At 54.2% G+C, this 22,399-nt stretch carries 15 protein-coding genes and 1 riboswitch; of the genes, 12 read left to right on the top strand and 3 right to left on the bottom strand.

Annotation, left to right across the window (positions count from 1 at the left end):
- Positions 1–166 precede the first annotated feature (166 nt).
- From HC248_RS15375 to HC248_RS15335, 9 genes are all read left to right on the top strand, one after another.
- Entirely contained in the window at positions 167–1,774 is a 1,608-nt protein-coding gene (locus HC248_RS15375; protein ID WP_168923246.1) for a carboxyl transferase domain-containing protein, read from the top strand.
- A 5-nt stretch (positions 1,775–1,779) separates the two neighbouring features.
- Complete coding sequence (locus tag HC248_RS15370) at positions 1,780–2,913, top strand: acyl-CoA dehydrogenase family protein (RefSeq protein WP_168923245.1); 1,134 nt, start codon at positions 1,780–1,782, stop codon at positions 2,911–2,913.
- A gap of 99 nt (positions 2,914–3,012) precedes the next feature.
- A complete protein-coding gene (locus HC248_RS15365) occupies positions 3,013–3,804 on the top strand; it encodes an enoyl-CoA hydratase/isomerase family protein (RefSeq protein WP_168923244.1) in 792 nt (263 codons plus the stop codon).
- A gap of 28 nt (positions 3,805–3,832) precedes the next feature.
- Positions 3,833–5,824: an acetyl/propionyl/methylcrotonyl-CoA carboxylase subunit alpha gene (locus HC248_RS15360; RefSeq protein ID WP_168923243.1), complete on the top strand. Its 1,992-nt coding sequence runs from the start codon at positions 3,833–3,835 to the stop codon at positions 5,822–5,824.
- A 13-nt stretch (positions 5,825–5,837) separates the two neighbouring features.
- Positions 5,838–6,767, top strand: a complete 930-nt coding sequence (locus tag HC248_RS15355; RefSeq protein WP_168923242.1) for a 2-hydroxyacid dehydrogenase — start codon at positions 5,838–5,840, stop codon at positions 6,765–6,767.
- A gap of 5 nt (positions 6,768–6,772) precedes the next feature.
- Positions 6,773–7,681, top strand: a complete 909-nt coding sequence (locus HC248_RS15350; protein ID WP_168923241.1) for a hydroxymethylglutaryl-CoA lyase — start codon at positions 6,773–6,775, stop codon at positions 7,679–7,681.
- Positions 7,681–8,469 (top strand): YbaK/EbsC family protein, encoded by a 789-nt coding sequence (locus HC248_RS15345; RefSeq protein ID WP_168923240.1) that lies wholly within the window; start codon positions 7,681–7,683, stop codon positions 8,467–8,469. Before HC248_RS15350 ends, HC248_RS15345 begins: the two co-directional genes overlap by 1 nt.
- A 41-nt stretch (positions 8,470–8,510) precedes the next feature.
- A complete protein-coding gene (locus HC248_RS15340; protein WP_168923239.1) occupies positions 8,511–9,179 on the top strand; it encodes a 2-hydroxychromene-2-carboxylate isomerase in 669 nt (222 codons plus the stop codon).
- A 190-nt stretch (positions 9,180–9,369) separates the two neighbouring features.
- Positions 9,370–11,028 (top strand): MFS transporter, encoded by a 1,659-nt coding sequence (locus tag HC248_RS15335; protein WP_168923238.1) that lies wholly within the window; start codon positions 9,370–9,372, stop codon positions 11,026–11,028.
- A gap of 283 nt (positions 11,029–11,311) precedes the next feature.
- On the opposite strand, the gene HC248_RS15330 is transcribed toward HC248_RS15335, so the two are convergent.
- Positions 11,312–11,875 (bottom strand): DUF6036 family nucleotidyltransferase, encoded by a 564-nt coding sequence (locus HC248_RS15330; protein WP_168923237.1) that lies wholly within the window; start codon positions 11,873–11,875, stop codon positions 11,312–11,314.
- A 6-nt stretch (positions 11,876–11,881) separates the two neighbouring features.
- Positions 11,882–12,559 (bottom strand): helix-turn-helix transcriptional regulator, encoded by a 678-nt coding sequence (locus HC248_RS15325; protein ID WP_168923236.1) that lies wholly within the window; start codon positions 12,557–12,559, stop codon positions 11,882–11,884.
- 269 nt (positions 12,560–12,828) lie between these two features.
- Between HC248_RS15325 and uvrA the strand changes: the two genes are divergently transcribed.
- A complete protein-coding gene (gene uvrA, locus HC248_RS15320; protein WP_168923235.1) occupies positions 12,829–18,711 on the top strand; it encodes an excinuclease ABC subunit UvrA in 5,883 nt (1,960 codons plus the stop codon).
- A 155-nt stretch (positions 18,712–18,866) separates the two neighbouring features.
- A complete protein-coding gene (locus HC248_RS15315) occupies positions 18,867–19,838 on the top strand; it encodes a tripartite tricarboxylate transporter substrate binding protein (protein WP_168923234.1) in 972 nt (323 codons plus the stop codon).
- Between the two features lie 34 nt (positions 19,839–19,872).
- On the opposite strand, the gene HC248_RS15310 is transcribed toward HC248_RS15315, so the two are convergent.
- Positions 19,873–20,679, bottom strand: coding sequence for an HAD-IIB family hydrolase (locus HC248_RS15310; RefSeq protein WP_168923233.1), 807 nt, complete (start codon positions 20,677–20,679; stop codon positions 19,873–19,875).
- A 60-nt stretch (positions 20,680–20,739) separates the two neighbouring features.
- Positions 20,740–20,812, top strand: a riboswitch (S-adenosyl-L-homocysteine riboswitch).
- 104 nt (positions 20,813–20,916) lie between these two features.
- On the opposite strand from HC248_RS15310, the gene ahcY reads away from it, so the two are divergent.
- A complete protein-coding gene (ahcY, locus tag HC248_RS15305; RefSeq protein ID WP_168923232.1) occupies positions 20,917–22,359 on the top strand; it encodes an adenosylhomocysteinase in 1,443 nt (480 codons plus the stop codon).
- Positions 22,360–22,399 lie beyond the last annotated feature (40 nt).

Below are 22,399 nucleotides of genomic sequence, written 5' to 3'. Positions count from 1 at the left end.
TCGATGGTCTTTTTTCGCATAAGGGAAGTCTGCAATAGTTTGGCAAGATTTGCAACCTCGCTGGCAGGCTGACAACGCCGCTTGTGCGTAAGCTAGAAGGCTTGTGTTGGTGCGCTGGCCGCAGGCGGCCAATAGACCAAAAATAGGTCAAAAATTTGGAGAATAAATGTCAGTTATCGAGACAAAACTCAATCCGCGTTCGGCCGACTTTCAGTCCAACGCCAGTGCCATGCTGGCCTTGGTAGACGATTTGCGTCTGCAAGTGGCCAAAGCCGCCAGTGGTGGTGGTGAGGTCGCCAGAGCCCGGCATATTGCGCGCGGCAAGCTACCGCCTCGGGAGCGCGTGCAAATGCTGCTCGACCCCGGCACGCCATTTCTTGAACTCGCACCACTCGCGGCCTACGCCATGTATAAAGGCGACGCGCCGGGCGCCGGATTGATTACCGGCATAGGCCGGGTCAACGGCGTGGACTGCATGATTGTGTGCAACGACGCCACGGTTAAAGGTGGGACTTACTATCCGCTCACCGTCAAAAAACATTTGCGGGCACAAGAAGTCGCCCAACAAAACAACCTCACTTGCATTTATTTGGTTGACTCCGGCGGCGCGAATTTACCGAATCAAGATGAGGTGTTTCCAGACCGCGATCACTTTGGCCGCATCTTTTTTAATCAAGCCAATATGAGCGCCCAAGGGATTGCGCAAATTGCGGTTGTCATGGGCAGTTGCACCGCCGGTGGTGCTTATGTGCCGGCCATGAGTGACGAGACCATCATCGTGAAAAATCAAGGCACGATTTTTCTTGGCGGACCGCCCTTGGTGAAAGCAGCGATTGGCGAGATCGTCTCAGCCGAAGACTTGGGCGGTGGCGACGTGCACACCCGCTTGTCTGGCGTGGCTGATCACTTGGCGCAAAACGATGCCCATGCGTTAGCGCTGGCGCGTCAGTCAGTCGGTAGCCTGAACAAGACCAAGCGGGTTGAGCAAACACTGCGTGAATCTCAGCCGCCACTGCACGCGGCTGACGAGTTGTATGGCGTGGTGCCAGTCGATACCCGCAAGCCATATGACGTGCGTGAAATCATCGCCCGCATTGTTGACGGCAGTGAGTTTGCAGAATTCAAAGCCCGTTTCGGCAGCACCTTAATTTGCGGCTTTGCCCACATAGAAGGCATGCCGGTCGGCATCATCGCCAATAACGGTATTTTGTTTTCTGAGAGCGCGCAAAAAGGCGCGCACTTCATAGAACTTTGCTGCCAACGCAAAGTGCCTTTGGTGTTTTTACAAAATATCACCGGCTTTATGGTGGGCAAAAAATATGAGAGTGAAGGCATTGCCAGGCACGGCGCAAAAATGGTCACTGCCGTGGCGACTGCGCAAGTGCCTAAGTTCACCATCATCATTGGCGGCAGTTATGGCGCCGGTAATTACGGCATGTGTGGTCGCGCTTTTTCGCCACGTTTTTTGTGGATGTGGCCGAATGCACGGATTTGCGTGATGGGCGGCGAGCAGGCCGCTGGCGTGTTGGCAACTGTTAAGCGGGATGGCATTGAACTGCGCGGCGGCAGTTGGAGTGCCGAAGAAGAAGCGGCTTTTAAGCAGCCCGTGTTAGACCAGTTTGCGCACCAATCCCATCCCTACTATTCCAGCGCTAGGCTTTGGGACGACGGTGTGATTGACCCGGCCGACACCCGCCGCGTACTTGCATTGGGACTTTCTGCAACCCTTAATCAACCGATACCGGACACCAAGTTCGGCATCTTCAGGATGTAATCAAAATGGACAATATCTACCTCACCCCAGAACACGAATTACTGCGCGAGCAAGTGGCCCGCTTTATTGCGCGTGAAGTTGAGCCCTATGCAGCAGCCTGGGAAGAACAAGGCTTTGTGCCGCGCGAAGTATTAAAAAAAATGGGTGATGCCGGCCTGCTCGGTCTGGCTTATGACGCCGAGCATGGCGGCGGCGAAGCCGATGCGCTGACCAATTTGGTGTTTGCCGAAGCGCTTTCACAATCGACATTTGGCGGCTTCATCATCACCGTTTTAGTCCATACCGACATGGCCAGTCCGCATCTTTTTCATGCCGGCACAGATGCTCAAAAAGCCCGCTATCTGCCGGGTGTGACGAGTGGCGAATTAATTACTGCCGTCGGTATCAGCGAGCCCGGTGCCGGCTCCGACGTGGCCGGCATGCGCACCAACGCCAAACGCGATGGCGACGAGTGGGTGATTAACGGCACCAAAATGTTCATCACCAATGGCGTGCTGGCCAACCTGTATTTCGTCGCCGCCAAGACTGGCCCAGGGCGTCACGACATGAGTATGTTTATTGTCGAGAAAGGCACGCCCGGTTTTAGCGTCGGTCGAGCGTTGAAGAAAACCGGCTGGCTTTCATCCGACACCGCAGAACTGATTTTTGACAATGTGCGGATTCCGGCAGAAAACATTTTGGGCGAAGAGGGCAAAGGTTTTTATTCGGTCATGAAAAATTTTCAAACCGAGCGCATTGCATTGGGCGCCATGGCAGTTAGCCACTGCAACCAAGCTTTGTTAATGACGCTAGACCACGTGCGCCAACGCCAAGCTTTTGGCGGCACGCTGTGGGATAAGCAAGTCATACGTCAGCGCATCGCCATGCTGGACGCCAAGACCCGCGCTGCGCGTCAGTTTATGTATCACTGCGCGTGGGCCGTGACACAGGGCAAAGATATTGTTCAGGAAGTGTCCATGCTCAAAGCTTTGACTGGCGAGTTGGTCAATGAAGTGTTGACCACTTGCCAGCAGTTTCACGGCGGCATGGGCTTTATCCGCGAAACCGCAATTGAGCGGCTCTGGCGCGATGCCCGTGTGCTCGGCATTGGTGGCGGCGCAACAGAGGTCATGCTCGACGAAGTCGCCAAGCGCTACTGATAAAACACTGCTGCGCACTGCGCGAAATTACTTTGAAAAATCCAGCCAAAAAATCTGCGCGCTTTGCGCAGTTGCTGCTGTAGTTATTGGGAAGACGCCATGAAACATTTACTTTTGACAGTTAACGCAGGCGTTGCCGAACTCCGTTTGAATCGCCCCGAAGTGCGCAATGCGTTTAACGATGAAGTCATTCTTGAAGTGACTCAGGCAATTAACGATTTGTCGATGCGCGATGATGTGCGCTGCATCGTGCTAGCGGCTAACGGCACGGCGTTTTGCGCTGGTGCGGATCTGAACTGGATGCGCAGTATGGCCGATTACAGTCATGCAGAAAATCTTGCTGATGCCGCCAAGTTGGCCGAAATGATGGCCACACTGTATGCCTGTCCCAAGCCGACGATTGCCAAGATTCAAGGCGATGTTTACGCCGGCGGTACCGGTTTGGTAGCGGCTTGCGATATTGCGGTTTGTGTTGACACAGCTTTCTTTTGTTTGAGTGAAGCAAGACTAGGTTTGACGCCCGCGACTATCAGCCCTTATGTGATTCGCGCCATGGGTGTGCGTGCGGCCCAGCGTTACTTTCTAACGGCCGAACGTTTCGATGCAGCCCAAGCCTTGCGCATGGGTTTTGTGCATGAAGTCGTAACGGCCGATCAGCTCGATGCCAAAGTTGCTGAGATCACAAAAGCCTTGTGTCAGACCGGCCCTGTCGCCGTTGGTTTGTGCAAAAAAATAGTCCAAGACGTGGCTGCTCAAGAGATTACGCCAGCCTTGGTTGAAATGACCGTCGCAGCGATTGCCGATGTGCGCGTCAGCCCAGAAGGGCGCGAAGGCTTGCAGTCTTTTCTGCAAAAGCGCAAACCCGCATGGCTGTTAGATAGCGCAGTTTAAGCGTTACTTTTTTTAAAAGAAATCAATCATGTTTCAAAAAATACTGATCGCCAATCGCGGTGAAATCGCCTGCCGCGTCGCCGCTACAGCGCAAGCCATGGGTATCAAAACCGTTGCGGTTTACTCTGACGCTGATGCCAATGCCAAGCACGTACAAGCCTGCGATGAATCGGTGCACATTGGTGCAAGTGCGCCCAGTGAGAGTTATTTGTGCTGGGAAAAAATTATCCAAGCCGCACTGGCTACTGGCGCGCAAGCCGTGCATCCGGGCTATGGTTTTTTAAGCGAGAACCAAGCTTTCGCACAAGCTTGTGCCGATGTGGGTTTGGTCTTCATAGGTCCGCCACCGTCTGCGATTAAAGCCATGGGTTTAAAAGCTGAGTCCAAGCAGTTAATGGAAAAAGCTGGCGTGCCTTTGGTGCCTGGCTACCACGGCAAAGACCAATCATCCGCCTTGCTTAAAAGCCAAGCCGACCGAATTGGTTACCCGGTGCTGATTAAAGCCAGCGCTGGCGGCGGCGGTAAAGGCATGCGTGCGGTGGAAAAAAGTGAAGACTTCGATGCCGCCCTAGCGTCTTGCAAGCGCGAAGCTATCAGCAGTTTTGGCGATGATGCGGTGCTGGTTGAGAAATACGCACAGCGCCCGCGGCATATCGAAATTCAAATTTTTGGCGATAGCCACGGCAATTACGTTTACTTGTTTGAGCGCGATTGCTCAGTGCAAAGGCGTCATCAAAAAGTGTTGGAAGAAGCGCCCGCGCCCGGTTTAAGTCCCGCTATGCGTGAGCAAATGGGTCAAGCCGCAGTCGCGGCAGCGCGCGCGGTGAACTACGTGGGTGCGGGTACGGTTGAATTCATCGTCGAGCAAAAATCCGACGGCAGTATGAATTTTTTCTTCATGGAAATGAATACCCGTTTGCAAGTCGAGCATCCGGTGACTGAAGCGATTACCGGCTTAGATTTGGTTGAATGGCAACTCCGCGTGGCCGACGGCCAAAAGCTGCCACTGGCTCAGCACGAATTGCAAATCAATGGCCATGCGATTGAAGCGCGGATTTGCGCTGAAACCCCAGACAATAACTTTTTACCCGCCACCGGCACGCTACTGGTTTACCGTAAACCGATTTGCACCAGTTTTGAGCGCGCCAATGTGCGCATAGACGATGGTGTGCGCGAAGGCGATAGCGTCTCGCCGTTTTACGACTCCATGGTTGCCAAGCTCATAGTCCACGGCAAAACACGTGAAGAGGCTTTGGCGCGTATGGATGCGGCTTTGGCGCAATTTCACATTGTTGGGCTGAGCACCAATGTGCAGTTTTTGCGCCACGTGGTTCGCAGCGCTTCATTTGCCAACGCTGATTTAGACACGGCATTGATTCCGCGTGAGGCGGCTGTTTTATTTCATCAGGAACCGATTGGTTTGTCGCTGGCGGTGGCTGCTGCGGTCGCGCAGACCTTGCAACATGAACGCACGCTACAAGGTGCTGATCCTTTTAGCCGACGTGACGGTTGGTCTTCGCATGGCGTGTTGACACGGCTGTTTGATTTTGAATTTCAAGACCAAGCGGTGCGCGCTAGCTTGACATATTTGCATGACGGCGCACTGGCTTTGTCGGTTGGTGATGTCAGTAGCGCTTTGGTTTTTTCTGCTGCGCAGCAAACGCTGGATGTGCAGTTTGCTGGCCAGCGCTTAGTCGTCACGGTTTATAAAAACAAACAAGTACTGCATATTTTCTCCAGCATTGGCGCAACCCGGATTGTCAACGTAGACCGGTTAGCTCACGCTGGCGAGAGTCATGACAGCGGCGGCCGCTTGACCGCTCCTATGCCGGGAAAAGTTGTGTCGTTTTCGATCAAAGCTGGCGACAAAGTTGTCAAGGGTCAGGCTTTGGCGGTGATGGAGGCCATGAAAATGGAGCACACTATTGCAGCACCCGCCGACGGCGTGGTGCAAGAGTTGCTCTATGCGCCAGGCGATCAGGTGGCCGAGGGCGCGGATTTGCTCACCATGAAGGTTTGAGAAAGTTATAAGTATGCGTATTGTTTTTTGCGGCCAAGGCATGCAGTCCCAGCCTTGGCTTGATGGTCTTAAAGCTTGCCTGCCAAGCGCTGATGTTTATGACTGGGTGCCGGGCGCGCCAGTTGCCGACTATGCGGTGTTGTGGGCACCACCGCAACAATTTTTAGATGAGCAAACGGATTTAAAAGCCATGTTCGTTATCGGTGCCGGTGTTGATGCACTGATAGGCTCGCAATTGCCGGCCGGTGTGCCTTTGGTGCGCCTAGATGATGCGGGTATGTCGGTGCAAATGGCGGAGTTTGTTTGCCACGCGGTTATTCGTCATGTGCGTGAGTTTGATGTTTATTCCGTCGGTGCGCAAAGTGCTAGTTGGGCTTACCGCAAGCCGCGCTTGCGCGAGGATTTCCCGATCGGCGTGATGGGGCTTGGCGTACTCGGCGAGCGTGTGAGCCGCACGTTGGCGCAGTTTGATTTTCCAGTTAATGGCTGGAGCCGATCAGAGAAAAAAATACCCGACGTGCGCTGCTATTCGGGTGCGCAAGGTTTTGAAGAATTTCTCGCCGCCAGCCGAATTTTGATTTGTTTGCTGCCGCTCACACCGGCTACAGAAAATATTTTGAATCGTGAAAACTTAGCGCGTTTGCGGCCTAACGCCTATCTGATTAACGTGGCGCGTGGTGCGCATTTGGTCGAGCAAGACTTGCTCGATTTAATTGGCAGCGGTCACATGGCTGGTGCGGCGCTAGATGTGTTTCGCACCGAACCCTTGCCCGCAGCGCATGCCTTTTGGTCGCAGCCTAAAATTAGCGTCACGCCGCATATTTCGGCGCGTACTTTGCGTCAAGCCAGTATTAGCCAGATCGCCGGCAAGATTGAGGCCTTAGCGGGCGGGGCGAGTATTGCCAGTCTGGCCGGCGTGGTTGATAGGTCTAGAGGATACTGAAGTTTATGAATCTGCCTTCCAAAGTCAAACTGGTTGATGTCGGTCCGCGCGACGGCCTTCAAAATGAAAAATCGCCGGTGCCAGCCGCCGTCAAAATTGAGTTGGTGCACCGTTTGCAAAGCGCTGGTCTTAGCGAGATTGAAGTGACCAGTTTTGTCTCGCCCAAATGGGTGCCGCAAATGGCTGATAACGCCGAAGTCATGGCTGGCATCAAACGCAAAACCGGTGTGCGCTACTCAGTGCTCACGCCGAATATGCAGGGCCTAGAAGCGGCGCTGTTATCGAAGCCGGATGAGATTGTGGTGTTTGCCGCAGCCAGCGAAGCCTTTAGCCAGCGCAACATCAATTGCTCTATCGCAGAAAGTATTCAACGCTTTGCGCTGGTGGTGCAGGCCGCACGCGACAAAGGTATTTATGTGCGCGGCGCCATGTCGTGCACCGTCGGCTGCCCTTACGAGGGCGAGATTGCACCAGAGCGCGTGGCCATGCTGGCCAGCATGATGAAAGACATAGGCGTGCAGCATGTGGGCATTGCCGACACGATTGGTGTAGGCACACCGATCAAGGTTCAGCGTGCGATTGAGGCAACTCTAAAGCACTACGCTATTGATGATGTTTCGGGTCATTTTCACGACACCTATGGTCAGGCGCTGGGCAATACGCTGGCGGCTTTGCAGCTAGGCGTTTGGCAATTCGATACCTCGGTTGCAGGCTTGGGTGGCTGCCCGTTCGCCAAAGGTGCGACTGGCAATGTGGCCAGTGAAGACGTGGTCTATATGCTGCACGGCCTGGGTATTGAGACCGGTATAGATTTGGAAAAATTGGTCGATGCAGGGCAATTCATCAGCGACTTTTTAGGCCGCAAACCCAACTCGCGCGCGGCCACGGCTTTGCTCAACAAAAGGGCTTTTTAATGTGCGGTTCTGAATTAATAGCTTTGCCTGAAAGCGTGCAGCGCGTGGCTAATTTGTTGCAAGAAAGAGGCCATGCCAATATGCCCATCATGTTGGGTGCCGCTGCGCGCACCGCGCAGCAAGCAGCGGATGGTCTGGGCGTAGCGCTGGGGCAAATTGCTAAGAGCATTATTTTTCGGCGCAAGTCAGATGATGCGGCGGTACTGGTCGTGACCTCGGGCGACCAGCGCGTGGATGAGAAAAAAGTCGAGGCTTTGGTTTGTGCCGACGGCAAGCGTCTGGGCCGCGCGGATGCAGATTTTGTCAAAACGAAAACTGGCTTTTCGATTGGTGGTGTTTCGCCGCTTGCCCATGCGGGGCCAGTGCTAACCTTGATTGATCGCTCGCTGTTCCGCTTTGAAACTGTCTGGGCGGCTGCGGGTCACCCGAATGCGGTGTTTGAAATGTCGCCGCAAGAACTCGAACTTCTGACCGGTGCGCCGGTGGCTGATATGGCGGTTACTAGCTCGGTGCCGGGCGATCCAGCGCCAATGGCCAGCCGGCTCAGTGCACAGTCGCACGCCATGGCCTTGGTGTCGCAGCGGCTTGCTTCTATTAACGACTTTGAATCAGTGCCTTCACCCTGCATTTCGGTTTGCTTTATGAGCGCCAAGACTGGTTTGTGCGAAGGCTGCTTTCGCACCGGTAACGAGATAGGCGGCTGGAGTGGCGCGGATGAGGTGGCTAAGCGTGAGGTATGGGGCTTGATTGAGCAGCGCATTCAGCAATTATCAAAGCTTGCCCTGTAAGACAAGCTTTGAGGATAAGGTTTAGAAATTAGGAGTGGTGCATGCATCCATCAAAAGCGCTTAAACACATCACTTTTTATTTTGACTTCATCTCTCCCTATGCTTATTTAGCGTTTGAGCAGCTACCCAAAGCACTACTCGGCCTGAGTTGTGAGGTGCACTATAAACCCGTGCTTTTTGCCGCCATGCTCAAGCATTACGGCCAACTTGGACCGGCGGAAATTGCGCCCAAACGCGATTGGACTTATCGGCAGGTGTCATGGCTGGCGCACACCCACAACATAGCGCTAGATATGCCATCGACACATCCCTTCAATCCGTTGCCGCTACTGCGATTGGCGCTGGCTGCAAGCCCTGCTGACAGCGATGGTTGCTGCAACCGTTATGTTGCAGAAACTATTTTTCGCCATGTCTGGCAAGGCGGCTTAGAGGCCTTTGATCCGCAGCGACTACAGGCGCTAAGTGCGCAGTTTGAGCGCAGTGATTTACGCCATGAAGACGCCAAAATTGAGCTGAAAAAAAATACCCAAGAAGCGATTGATAAAGGCGTTTTCGGCGTGCCTGCTATTTGCGTAGATGACAAGCTTTTCTGGGGGCTTGATGCTTTGCCTATGCTGCGTGAATGTCTGCAAAATAAAGACTGGTTTGAGGGCCAAGAATGGGAGAAATCTGTGCAGGTTGGTAAGGGTGTCAAACGCACTCAGACCTAGACCCTTAAGTGTTTTCCCTTGACTTCATCACATGCTGAAAAGTTCTCCACGGGTTATTACTTAAACCGTCAGTCCAGCGTAAGTCCAGTGAAAGTTTGTGTTATTTTCGCGTCAGAGCTAGGTCAGGCTTAACCAAAATAATCTAGACAACTTCTAAACAGGAAGTCTTTTTATTTTGGAGACATAAATTATGGCAATTGCAGCCGATAACAGTCCGATGACCGCTGAGCAGCGCAAAGTGATTCTTGCCTCCTCGCTGGGCACGGTGTTTGAGTGGTATGACTTCTACCTTTATGGCTCACTCGCAGCCATTATTGCCAAGCAGTTTTTCGGCGGCTTGGACTCTGGTTCAGCCTTTATTTTTGCGTTGCTGGCTTTTGCTGCCGGCTTTATCGTTCGCCCGTTTGGCGCGTTAGTGTTTGGTCGTTTGGGCGACATGATTGGTCGTAAATACACCTTCCTGGTGACGATCGTGATCATGGGTTTGTCGACCTTCATCGTCGGCTTGCTGCCAAGCTATGCCTCTATCGGTTTGGCCGCTCCCGTCATCCTGATCGCACTGCGCATGCTGCAAGGCTTGGCGCTAGGTGGTGAGTACGGTGGTGCTGCAACCTATGTGGCCGAACACGCGCCACAAGGCAAACGCGGTGCCTACACCTCATGGATTCAAACCACGGCCACCATGGGTTTGTTTTTGAGCCTGCTGATTATTCTCGGCGTGCGCACTGCGCTCGGCGAAGCGGCTTTCGCTGATTGGGGCTGGCGCATTCCTTTCCTGGTTTCTATCTTGTTGTTGGGTGTCTCGGTGTTTATCCGTATGTCCATGCATGAGTCTCCAGCGTTCCAAAAAATGAAGGCCGAAGGCAAGACTTCTAAGGCCCCTTTGTCCGAGTCTTTCGGTCAATGGAAAAACCTCAAGATCGTAATTTTGGCTTTGGTGGGTTTGACCGCCGGTCAGGCTGTGGTTTGGTATTCGGGTCAGTTCTATGCGTTGTTCTTCCTGACGCAAGCGCTCAAAGTGGACGGCCCAACCGCTAACATTTTGGTGGCTTACTCCTTGATTTTGGCCACGCCTTTCTTCGTGATCTTCGGCACGCTGTCGGACAAGATTGGTCGCAAGCCCATCATCATGGCCGGTTGCTTGTTGGCTGTGTTGACCTACTTCCCAGTCTTCACTGCATTGACCAAAGCGGCCAATCCTGATTTGGCTAAAGCGCAAGCGGCCAACGTTGTGGTGATTTCTGCTGATCCTGCTGAATGCTCGTTCCAGTTCAACCCAACCGGTACTGCCAAGTTCACTAGCTCTTGCGATATTGCCAAGCAAGTGTTGGCCGGTGCTTCTGTGAGCTATGAAAACGTGGCCGCACCTGCGGGCACTGTGGCGACCATCAAGATTGGTCAGACCGCTATTTCTAGCTATTCTTCTAAAGGCTTGCCTGCCGATGAAGCCAAGAAGAAAGATGTTGAGTTCAAGGCCGCTGTTGCCAGCGATCTGTTGGCCGCGGGTTACCCAACAAAGGCTGACCCAGCAAAAATTAACAAGGTACTTGTTACTGCGATATTGTTCTATCTGGTGTTGTTAGTGACTATGGTCTACGGCCCTATCGCCGCCATGCTGGTGGAGATGTTCCCAACCCGTATTCGCTACACCTCTATGAGCTTGCCGTACCACATCGGTAATGGCTGGTTCGGTGGCCTGCTGCCCACCATGGCTTTTGCTATCGTGGCGCAGACCGGCAATATGTATAACGGCTTGTGGTATCCCATCATCATCGCTGGCGCTACTTTTGTAATTGGTACTTTGTTCCTTAAAGAAACCAAAGACTTAGACATCTACGCTGACGACTAATTTGACGTCATCATCAAGCCCTTAACGGGTTTGATGAGGGTTGAAGAATTTCTTCACCGTAATGGCTAGCCGCTCAATTAAGAAGCGGCCAAACCAAGCTTTAAAAGCGCTTCAATTTTTGATTGAGGCGCTTTTTTTATTACTGAAAACGCAGGTGCGTAGACGCAGATAATTTCTGTTTTAACGCAATACAAAAAATGCCCGAGAGCATGTTTGTTGTTTTGATTGATTGCTGACTTTTTGCTTCTGCCAAGGTGCTAGGTTAAGCGCTGCGATTGTGATGTCACGGCGTATCTGGCAACTTGAAACCTCTGTCCTGTAGCATTTTTGCCCAGCGACGAATGCGAGCTCTTAGGTCGCGTTTTTTGTCTTCGCTCACAGGCATTAGCGCTACTTTATCGATGGTTTGCGCTAGCGTTACATAGCCGTAGCGCAGCAAAGCCATGTTGAACTCCCTGTCTTTTTCGCGATTGGCAAAGGCTTTGGATAAAAACAAGTCGGTCACATCTAGGCAGTAACCAATCTTTAGATCAGTCGCTTGTGTCTGCACCCGATGCAGCCGAGTTTGCCAGCCCTCAGGGAGGGTGGCGGTTTCTGGGCCTACACCTTGGGCGTAGTAGCGGTGTGTGTCATGAAAATAAGAGCCTTCTCCCAGCGCACCGTCTATGAGGTCAAACTTTTCTGGCGCGTGCAGCGGATACATATCCGCCTCCATGGACATTTTTAGCGCTGCAGGTGGATGCGGAACAGAGCCCAGTAGAGACTGGCTGCCAATGACGATTAGCTCATATTCCTGAGTGACTTCTGCCGCTGCACGAATCAGGTGTTCTAGCTGTTCACGTTCCATAAATGGTTAATTTTTAGTTTGAGCAGACTTTGCTGGAGCGCTAAGCGAGCCAATTGGGATACCGATTTTCAACGCACTGACTTGATCCAAGATGCGCTGTCTGACTTCGCGTGGCAACACGGTCGCTAGCGGCGACGCCTGCCTTAATTCTTTACCGCGTCGCGTGTGTGAAAGTGCTCGTCGCCATGCTCTGCGGTGCAAAATAACGGACCATTCGTCCCAAAGAAACTGCGAATTCGATTTGCCGCCTGAGCGCCAGCGCTCCAACGTTTCGACTGCTTGGCTTATCAGTTCTGGTTGCTTTCGCATCAGACGAACCGCCTCTTGGTGAAGCATGAGGCTTTGCAAGTCTTGTAGCTCATGCCCTGCATCGTTCACTGCGAAGACTGGTTGGCTTGTGATGGGTGAGGCTTTTGCTTGCGCAAAGGTTTCCAGCACATTGCCCGCTAAAAGTGCCAGATCTTTTGAGACGCCCAGAACACTCATGACGCGCAAATAGCTTCCCATAGTGGCAGAAGGCTCGCCGGCTTCAATCGCGGCAAGCGTCATGCGTGAAATACCGGCTTGTTGTGCCAAATGGGTAGCGGTCAGTCCTTGTTCAAGCCGCGCGCGCTTGAGTCTTCCACCTAGTTGCAAAAGAAGTTGTTGGTCGAGAACGGAGGTGAGTAAGGAAGCTGCTGGCATATGTATGATATTTTAGACATCCTGCATATATTTGTCCACAATGCTTTACATATTACAGCGTCGGTTGGCGTGTGGCTAAGTTTCGCGCTGTCAATGCATTTTTGTAACGACTAAGCCTCGCAATGCAAGCCGATTTTTCTCGCGCGTCAACCAGCATCTCAACGAAATGCAGGTTTCCTATAGCCCGCAAAAAAGGGCTTTACCGGTCCCGAATTAGCATCCGGCCTGCGTGTCTAAAATGTTTTACCTCACCAGTAAAAGAGTCATTCATGCCACAGGGAACAATCCGAATTCGCGGTGCACGCCAGCACAATCTTAAAAACATTGATCTGGATATACGCACCAATGAGATGACCGTGGTCACCGGGCCGAGTGGCTCGGGCAAGTCCTCTCTGGTGTTTGACACTTTGTTTGCCGAAGGCCAGCGCCGCTACGTAGAGACCTTTTCGGCCTATGCGCGCCAGTTCCTAGACCGCATGGATAAACCTGCGGTAGACAAAGTCGAAGGTGTGCCGCCAGCCATTGCGATAGACCAGACCAATCCGGTGCGCAGTTCGCGCTCTACCGTCGGCACCATGACAGAGCTGAACGATCATCTCAAACTTTTGTATGCGCGCTCGGCGCAACTGTTTGACCGGCAGACCGCGCAGTCAGTGCACAGCGACACGCCAGAATCAATTTATGCAGCACTCGCTGAACGCACCCGTGATGGAGATCCACGTGTGGTGCTGACTTTTCCGGTGGAGTTGCCGGGTAATACCAGTCTGGAGCAAATCGAGCAGTGGTTGTCCGCCAGTGGCTTTACCCGCATCCATGCCCAGCGCGAAGTCGCTACGCCGGCCGGGCCGCACCAGTTACTCGATGTGGTGGCCGATCGCTTTCGCTTGCATTCAGTCGAAAAAGTACGCGTTGTTGAAGCCATAGAAACTGCACTTAAACGCGGTGGCCGCATCAATGTTTACCTGCAAAATGCGGACTCAGCGCCAGAAGAAATGCTGCGCTTTTCCAGCGGTTTGCATTGCCCGCAAAGTGATTTGCGTTACGCCGAGCCAACGCCTTCTTTGTTCTCGTTTAATTCTGCATTGGGCGCTTGCGAGACTTGCCGCGGCTTTGGCCGTGTGATTGGTGTGGACTACGGACTAGTCATTCCGAATGACAAGCTCACGCTACGCGGTGGCGCCATCAAGGTGATGCAAACACCGGCTTGGAAAGAAGCCCAAGATGACTTGATGCGCCATGCCGAAGCCGCGGGTATTCCGCGTGACACGCCTTGGTATAAGTTGTCGCCTGCGCATCAAGCCTGGGTGATTAATGGATCGCCCAACTGGAATGGAAAGTGGAGCCAGCACTGGTTTGGCATTAAGCGTTTCTTTGAATACCTGGAAAGTAAATCCTACAAAATGCACATCCGTGTGCTGCTGTCTAAGTACCGCAGCTACACGCCTTGCGATGTTTGTGGCGGCGCTCGCTTAAAACTTGAAGCTTTGCAATGGCGCTTGGGCAGCAAAGAATCTGCTGATGCAGTGTTGCCTGCTGCGCAGCGTTTCATGCCGGTGGGCGTGAGCTGGAGCCGTGAGCAACTAGAAGCTATGCCGGGTTTGAGTTTGCACGACTTGATGCATTTGCCGATTGATCGTTTGCAAAAGTTTTCTGCCAGTTTGTCGCTTGCAGCGTTGTCGGATGACGCTGAACAAAAAGCCTTGAAGTCGCTGTTTGAAGAAATTCAAACTCGGCTCAAATACCTTTGCGATGTGGGTATTGGTTACCTCACGCTAGACCGGCAAAGCCGCACGCTGTCTGGCGGTGAGGTGCAGCGCATCAACCTAACCACAGCGCTGGGCACTTCGCTAGTTAACACTTTATTTGTGCTCGATGAGCCTTCCATCGGCCTGCACCCGCGTGATATGAATCGCATCACCCAAGCCATGCACCGCTTGCGCGATGCCGGCAATACCTTGGTGGTGGTCGAGCATGATCCGGCCGTGATGCTGGCCGCCGACCGCATGATTGACATGGGCCCGGGCCCCGGCGAGAAGGGCGGGCAGATTGTGTTTGACGGCACGCCGGATGATTTGAAACATGCGGATACTTTGACCGGTGCTTATCTGGGTTCCCGTAAACGCGTTGGCATGGGCTTTAAGCGTGCGGTGACTGAGAGCACGCCGCGTTTGATTCTCGAAGGCGCGCGCGACCACAATCTTAAAAATCTCACGATTGAATTTCCACTGCAACGCTTGGTCTGTGTGACCGGCGTGAGCGGTTCAGGAAAATCGACTTTGATGCAAGACATACTCGCGCCAGCATTGCTGCGCCAGTTTGGTAAAGCCACCGAAACTCCGGGTTTGCATGACCGGCTAATGGGTGCTGATCGCCTCAGTGATGTGGTGTTTGTAGACCAATCACCGATTGGAAAAACCGCACGTTCTAACCCCGCCAGCTATGTCGGTGCATGGGACGCCGTGCGTGAATTGTTTGCCCAAGCCCCGTTATCGCGTGAGCGCAGTTACACCGCGTCTAAGTTCAGTTTTAACGGTGGCGACGGACGCTGCCCGACCTGCGGCGGCTCTGGTTTTGAGCATGTTGAAATGCAGTTTTTAAGCGACGTGTATTTGCGCTGCCCAGACTGTGACGGCAAGCGCTATCGCCCCGAGGTGCTAGAAGTCACGATTGAGCGCCAACCGATTGGTCAGGCCAGTTCCCTTGCTATGAATGTGTCTGACGTGCTCAACCTCACGGTCAGCGAAGCGGTATTGATTTTTGCCCAAGACCGCGAAGTAGTGCGAGCTTTGCAGCCCATCGTTGATGTCGGCTTGGACTACGTCAAGCTAGGCCAGCCCGTGCCTACGCTCTCAGGTGGTGAGGCGCAGCGCCTCAAGCTTGCCGGCTATTTGGCCGATGCCAGCAAAACGCTAAGCGCCAGCAAACAAGCTTTGGCTTTGAAAACACCTGGCCGCGGTATTTTGTTTTTGTTTGATGAGCCAACCACTGGCCTGCATTTTGACGACATCGCCAAGCTGATGCGAGCGCTGCGAAAGCTTCTCGATGCGGGTCATTCGCTCATCATCATTGAGCACAATTTAGACGTGATTCGCTCGGCCGACTGGCTAATAGATTTGGGCCCTGAAGGCGGCGAGGGCGGTGGTTTGTTAGTCGCCCAAGGCACACCCGAGACGGTGCGTGAGCACCCCAGCTCGCACACCGCCAAAGCGTTGCGCGATTACGAGCAAAGCATGGGCAAGATCTATGCGGTGCAAGACATCAAACCCAGGGCGCCGGCTAAGCGGCCGGTGTTTTCGAATCTGATTCAAATCGTTAACGCCAAAGAGAACAATCTCAAAAGCCTGTCGGTGAACATTCCGCGCGGCAAGTTCAATGTGGTCACTGGGGTGTCGGGTTCAGGTAAATCGACGCTGGCTTTTGACATCCTTTTTAACGAAGGTCAGCGGCGTTATTTAGAGTCGCTCAACGCTTACGCGCGCAGCATTGTGCAGCCGGCTGGTCGACCCGAGGTAGATGCGGTCTACGGCATTCCACCGACGGTGGCGATAGAGCAGCGGCTGTCCCGCGGTGGCCGCAAATCCACGGTGGGCACGACTACCGAGGTCTGGCATTTCCTGCGCCTGCTCTACGTCAAGCTAGGCATTCAGCACTGCACCAAAGAGGGTGCAGCGGTGATGCCGCAAAGCGCCGACTCGATTGCTGCTCAGTTGCTCAAGACTTATCGCGGCAAGCACATCGGTTTGCTCGCGCCTTTGGTGATCGCCCGCAAAGGTCTGTATAACGAGCTCGCCGATTGGGCCAAACCGCGTGGCTACACGCATTTACGGGTTGACGGTGACTTCGTGCCGACCACTGGTTTTCCGCGTATTGACCGTTTTAAAGAACACACGATAGAACTTCCGGTCGCCGACATTCATGTGCGCGCCGACCAAGAAGCCGCACTGCGCCAAGCACTCTCGACAGCGCTGCAACATGGCAAAGGCGTGGTCAATGTATTAGCGCCTTTGGACGGACTGAAGCTAGCCATGCAAGAGGGCACTCCCACCAAAGCTTTGGGCCATATCGAAGTGTTTTCGACCAAGCGCGCGTGCCCGGTTTGCGCGACGTCTTATCCCGAGCTAGACCCTAGACTGTTTAGCTACAACAGCAAACACGGCTGGTGCCCCGATTGCGTAGGAACTGGCGTGCGCTTGAGCAAAGAGCAGCGCAAAGTATTTGATGACTCGGTGCGCGACGACGAGACCAAAGGCCGTGAACAAAGCTTTGTTGAGGCCGATGCCGACGATATGACAGACGCTGCCTGCCCAACTTGTGCTGGGACCCGACTGAACGCACAAGCCAGAGCCGTGCGTTTTGCCGGCGTGGGCATTGCCGAGATTGCGCGCCTTTCTGTTACCGATGTACGGGCTTGGGTTGAAACCCTCACGCTGACCGGGCGCGAAGCCGGCATTGCCCGTGACCTGATTCCCGAGATCAAGAGCCGGCTAGAGTTTCTCGCCGATGTGGGTTTGGGTTACCTCACGCTAGACCGTGGCGCGCCCACCTTGTCGGGCGGCGAAGCGCAGCGGATTCGGCTGGCGGCTCAGCTGGGCTCGAATCTGCAAGGGGTTTGCTATGTGCTCGACGAGCCAACCATTGGCCTGCACCCGCGTGACAACCAGATACTGCTTAGCGCACTGGGAAAACTCAGCGAGCGCGGCAACACCTTGGTGGTGGTCGAGCATGACGAAGACACGATTCGCCGTGCCGATAACATCATCGACATAGGCCCGGGCGCCGGCAGTCGTGGTGGCCTGTTGGTCGCGCAGGGAACGGCGGCGCAAATATCCGCAGTGCCTGAATCGCTCACTGGTCGCTATTTAGCTCACCCTTTGATTCACCCGCTGCATGCGCGTCGTCCGACGCTGCCTTTTGCTGAGCCCGAGCCCGAAGCATTGGGTTCTGAATTGGACGCTGGCGAAGCCAAACCCGTCATAAAACCACTGAGTAAAAAAGCGCTGGCAGAACAAAAAGCGCTGGCAATCAAAACCAATGCCGCTGCCGCCAGCATCGCGCACAACGCGCTGCCAGCGGCCGTCAACCCGGTCACCGCTTGGCTGGGCATAGTCAAGGCTGACTTGCACAACCTCAAAACGGTATCCATAAAAGTCCCGCTCTACCGACTGGTGGCGGTGACGGGTGTTTCTGGTTCTGGCAAATCTACCTTGGCCCGAGACGTGATGCTGAGCAACGTCCACGCAGCCGTTTCCCAGCGCTCGACCAAGGCTGGCCGCGAAGAAGATGCAGCCGGTAAACACCCCACTTGGACTGGTTGCGAAAGCATTGACGGTTACCGCGTGGTGGACCGTGTACTTGAGGTTGATCAAACGCCAATCGGCAAAACGCCGCGCAGTTGCCCAGCGACTTATATCGGCTTTTGGGACACCATACGCAAGCTGTTTGCCGACACGCTGGAAGCGCGTGCACGCGGCTATGCGGCGGGGCGTTTTTCATTCAACACCGGTGAAGGCCGCTGCCCGACCTGCGAAGGCGCGGGCGTGCGCACTATCGGCATGAGCTTTTTGCCAGACGTTAAAGTGTTGTGCGAGACCTGTAGCGGTGCGCGTTTTAATCCCGAAACGCTGGCCGTGACTTGGCGTGGAAAAAGCATTGGCGATGTGCTGCAAATGGAAGTCGATGAAGCGGTCACCTTCTTCGCTTCCATGCCCTCGATTGGTCATCCGCTGCAACTGCTTAAAGACGTAGGTTTGGGTTATTTGACGTTGGGTCAGCCGTCTCCCACGTTGTCGGGCGGCGAGGCTCAGCGCATCAAGCTAGTGACTGAACTGAGCAAGGTGCGCGACGACATCACCCGACGTGGCCAAAAAGCCCCGCACACTTTGTACGTGCTGGACGAGCCCACTGTAGGCCTGCATATGGCGGACGTTGAAAAGCTAATCCATGTGCTGCACCGCTTGGTCAATGGCGGCCACAGCGTGGTGGTGATTGAGCACGATCTGGACGTGATCGCCGAGGCCGACTGGGTGATTGACCTAGGTCCTGACGGCGGTAACGCCGGCGGCAGCGTGGTCGCCGCAGCGCCGCCTGAAGAGGTAGTGAGATTGCGCACCCATACCGGCAATGCGCTGCGCAGTGTCTTAGCGCGGGTTTGAAAAGAGTCTGGGCTGGTGGTGCATAGGCGACAGAACTAAGGTCTTGCCCTGATGCGTCAGTGCTAATTTGAAAGCAAAATGAAAGGTGCTTTCAATCGATTAGCATTATTTTCCTTCAGTACTCACGAGTACCTCATACAGTCAGGACGACGCTTATGCAACGCCGCCATCTTCTTCAATCCGCCGCCGCTCTTGCTTTGCCCGCCTTAGGCGCGTCAGCTCAGGCTCAGCCGGCTGGCTTTCCTAGCCGACCTATCAAGCTGCTGGTGGCCTTTCCACCGGGCGGCCCTACCGATCTGACCATGCGTTCGTTGGCCGATGGTGCTTCGCGCGTTCTGGGTCAGCCAGTCATTATTGAAAACAAGTCCGGCGCCGGCGGTACGCTGCCGGCGCAAATGCTGCAAAGCAGTAGCCCTGACGGCTATACCTTGGCGCAGATTCCCCTGGGCGTGTTCCGCTTGCCGTACACGACAAAAATTAATTGGGATCCAGTCAAGGACTTGAGCTACATCATCAATGTCACTGGCTATGCGTTCGGCGTAGTGGTTCCTATGAATTCGCCGATCAAAGATTGGGCTGATTTTGTGCGCTTTGCGCGTGCGAATCCTGGCACGCTGAGTTACGGCTCTACTGGCACGCTAACCAGTCCGCATCTGACCATGGAGCTGATCGCACAGCAGTTGGGCATCGAGTTGCTACATATTCCCTACAAGGGCAGCGCGGATCTGGCGCAAGCTATTTCGGGCGGCCACTTGATGGCGGCAGCCGACTCCACCGGCTTTGCGCCGCTGGTCGAAACGGGCAAGCTGCGCGTTCTTAATACGTGGGGGGAAACTCGGTTGGCCAAGTTCCCGACAGCACCTACGCTCAAGGAGTTGGGCATAAATATTGTGCAGAATTCGCCGTTCGGTATCGCCGGTCCACGCGGTACACCGCCGGATGTGGTTAAGCGCTTGCATGATGCGTTTAAACAGTCCATGGAGCAGCCCGGATTTTTGACCGCGCTGGAGCGCTACGACATGCTGCCGATTTACAAGAGTTCAGCTGATTACGGAAAGTTTGCGGATGTGACTTTCACGCGTGAGAAAGCGCTGATTGAAAAGCTGGGTCTGGCTAAAGCCCAGTAATGTCGGCCGGGCAGCGCTTGATCTTGTGAATCGCTCAATGCGTATTGTGAGTTTCCCGTGCTGCTAGCAGTTGAGTGACCATCTGCGCAAACCCAGCACCGCGCTCACCTGTGGTGACGTAGCGCGGCAGGTGCGTGAGCTGCGGCACAAAGCGCGCGATATTGGCCACGCCCATGCTGCTGTTAAAAGCGCCAAACATCAGCTGGTCGTTGGTTGAGTCGCCGACGAAAACCCAGTTGTCCATCTCGCTTGCAAGACGGCGTTGCAGCAGTTTTTCTACCACCCAATGCGCGCCTTGCAGCTTGTTGTGCTGGCCATACCAAGCGTTGATGTGAATGCTGCTGACGCTCGCTTGCAGGCCGCAGCTTTGCATGCGCTTGAGCACTGCCTCAATTTGCGCTTGGTCTAATTGGGCAAATTCGCTGTGGTCTATGGCGATATCGGTTTCGCGTCCTGCCGAGTCGGTGGCGCGTTTTGCGCCGGGTATATCGCGCTCGATTTCTTTCAGCACCTGCTGCATGCGCGCAAAGTTTTGTGCGCGCATTGCTGCACTTTGCTGATAAACCTTGGTGATGCCTGTATCGGCTGCGGCGGTGATGATGACTGCGCCGTTTTCAGCGACTATGGCGTTTACCGGCCAACTGCGCGCAAACGGCTCGCTCCAGCCCACCGGTCTTCCGGTGATGGCGATGACTTCAACTCCTGCGGTTTTGAGCGCGCTTAGCGCTGCTAATGCATCCGGCGTGATGACGCCTTCAGTGGTTAATGTGTCGTCGATGTCAGTAAAGACGCCGGTGATTTTGCGCCGCGTTTCTAGCGGCCAGTTAACAAGTGCTTGCATGCCTCAAATTTTCGCATGTCCCCTAATCTGCGAAGGGCTAGTTACTGGTTACAATAGTAGCTTCCTGAGGAGCGTTGCAAGCCATACCATGTGGACTAGGCTCAGGACTCATCTGCAACCACGCTCACCCGCATGTGCTTTTACGCCGGGTGAACGATCTTTCATCACAGCCTCTAATCGCATCGTGCCTGTGGCCATTTTGCCCAGTTAGATGTTTTGTCATTTTTGGAGAACCGCATGAACGCCGTCCTAAAACCTATCGCCAGCGCAGTCAATGACTGCATTATTGCTGACCCATCCCTCGCTGCATGGGGCCGTAAAGAGCTCAAAATTGCTGAGACTGAAATGCCCGGCCTGATGGCTATTCGCGAAGAATTCGCCAATTCCCAGCCACTGAAAAACGCGCGTATCACTGGCTCGCTGCACATGACCATTCAAACTGGCGTGCTGATTGAGACCTTGCAAGCTTTGGGCGCCGACGTGCGCTGGGCTTCTTGCAACATCTACTCGACCCAAGACCATGCAGCTGCTGCGATTGCGCAAGCCGGCACGCCAGTCTTCGCTATTAAGGGCGAAAGTCTAGATGACTACTGGGATTACACCCACCGCATTTTTGAATTTAAAGGCGCCAAGGGCACGCCCGAAGAAGGCCCAAACATGATTTTGGATGACGGCGGCGATGCGACGCTGCTGATGCATTTGGGAACCCAAGCCGAGACCGACGCCAGCGTCATCTCCAAGCCGGGTAGCGAAGAAGAAATTTGCTTGTTCAACGCCATCAAGGCCAAGCTCGCGATTGATTCGACTTGGTATAGCCGCCGCCTGAAAAATATCATTGGCGTGACAGAAGAAACCACGACCGGCGTGCTGCGCTTAAATGAAATGTCGGTCAAGGGCACTTTGGCTTTCCGCGCGATTAACGTCAATGACTCGGTCACCAAGTCCAAGTTCGACAATTTGTACGGCTGCCGCGAGTCATTGGTTGACGCCATCAAACGCGCGACCGATGTGATGATTGCTGGCAAGGTCGCTCTCGTGGCCGGTTACGGTGACGTGGGCAAGGGCTCGGCACAGGCGCTGCGCGCACTCAGCGCACAGGTCTGGGTGACAGAGATTGATCCTATCAATGCGCTGCAAGCAGCCATGGAAGGCTACAAAGTCGTGACCATGGAATACGCAGCCGATAAGTGCGATATTTTTGTCTCCGCTACCGGCAACAAAAACGTCATCACTTATGACCACATGGCCGCCATGAAGGACCAAGCGATTGTTTGCAATATCGGCCACTTTGATAACGAAATCGATGTGGTCTCGCTCGAAAAATGCGAGTGGGAAGAAATCAAGCCGCAAGTCGATCATGTGATTTTCCCAGACGGCAAGCGGATTATTTTGTTGGCCAAAGGCCGCCTCGTGAACCTCGGTTGCGGCACTGGCCACCCAAGCTTTGTGATGTCGTCTAGCTTTGCAAACCAAACCATTGCGCAGATCGAACTGTTCACCAAGCAAGCCCAGTACGAGTCCGGCAAGGTCTACGTGCTGCCCAAGCATTTGGATGAAAAAGTGGCGCGCCTGCACCTGAAAAAGGTTGGCGCAGTGCTCAGCGAACTCAGCGATGAGCAAGCTGCTTACATCGGCGTGTCCAAAGCCGGCCCATACAAGGCCAATGCCTACCGGTATTGATTTTCCCGATTGAATGCTGGTGGCCGGGGCTGGCGCTAAA

Source organism: Polaromonas vacuolata (genome assembly GCF_012584515.1).
Classification (GTDB): Bacteria; Pseudomonadota; Gammaproteobacteria; order Burkholderiales; family Burkholderiaceae_C; genus Polaromonas; species Polaromonas vacuolata.
The sequence above is the reverse complement of the archived record's forward strand: the minus strand, read 5'-3'. Positions and strand labels throughout refer to the sequence as shown.

Bases quoted from the DNA above. Each gene is read 5' to 3' on its own strand.
- HC248_RS15375 (WP_168923246.1), top strand. From the start codon at position 167: ATGTCAGTTATCGAGACAAAACTCAATCCGCGTTCGGCCGACTTTCAG.
- HC248_RS15370 (WP_168923245.1), top strand. From the start codon at position 1,780: ATGGACAATATCTACCTCACCCCAGAACACGAATTACTGCGCGAGCAA.
- HC248_RS15365 (WP_168923244.1), top strand. From the start codon at position 3,013: ATGAAACATTTACTTTTGACAGTTAACGCAGGCGTTGCCGAACTCCGT.
- HC248_RS15360 (WP_168923243.1), top strand. From the start codon at position 3,833: ATGTTTCAAAAAATACTGATCGCCAATCGCGGTGAAATCGCCTGCCGC.
- HC248_RS15355 (WP_168923242.1), top strand. From the start codon at position 5,838: ATGCGTATTGTTTTTTGCGGCCAAGGCATGCAGTCCCAGCCTTGGCTT.
- HC248_RS15350 (WP_168923241.1), top strand. From the start codon at position 6,773: ATGAATCTGCCTTCCAAAGTCAAACTGGTTGATGTCGGTCCGCGCGAC.
- HC248_RS15345 (WP_168923240.1), top strand. From the start codon at position 7,681: ATGTGCGGTTCTGAATTAATAGCTTTGCCTGAAAGCGTGCAGCGCGTG.
- HC248_RS15340 (WP_168923239.1), top strand. From the start codon at position 8,511: ATGCATCCATCAAAAGCGCTTAAACACATCACTTTTTATTTTGACTTC.
- HC248_RS15335 (WP_168923238.1), top strand. From the start codon at position 9,370: ATGGCAATTGCAGCCGATAACAGTCCGATGACCGCTGAGCAGCGCAAA.
- HC248_RS15330 (WP_168923237.1), bottom strand. From the start codon at position 11,875: ATGGAACGTGAACAGCTAGAACACCTGATTCGTGCAGCGGCAGAAGTC.
- HC248_RS15325 (WP_168923236.1), bottom strand. From the start codon at position 12,559: ATGCCAGCAGCTTCCTTACTCACCTCCGTTCTCGACCAACAACTTCTT.
- uvrA (WP_168923235.1), top strand. From the start codon at position 12,829: ATGCCACAGGGAACAATCCGAATTCGCGGTGCACGCCAGCACAATCTT.
- HC248_RS15315 (WP_168923234.1), top strand. From the start codon at position 18,867: ATGCAACGCCGCCATCTTCTTCAATCCGCCGCCGCTCTTGCTTTGCCC.
- HC248_RS15310 (WP_168923233.1), bottom strand. From the start codon at position 20,679: ATGCAAGCACTTGTTAACTGGCCGCTAGAAACGCGGCGCAAAATCACC.
- ahcY (WP_168923232.1), top strand. From the start codon at position 20,917: ATGAACGCCGTCCTAAAACCTATCGCCAGCGCAGTCAATGACTGCATT.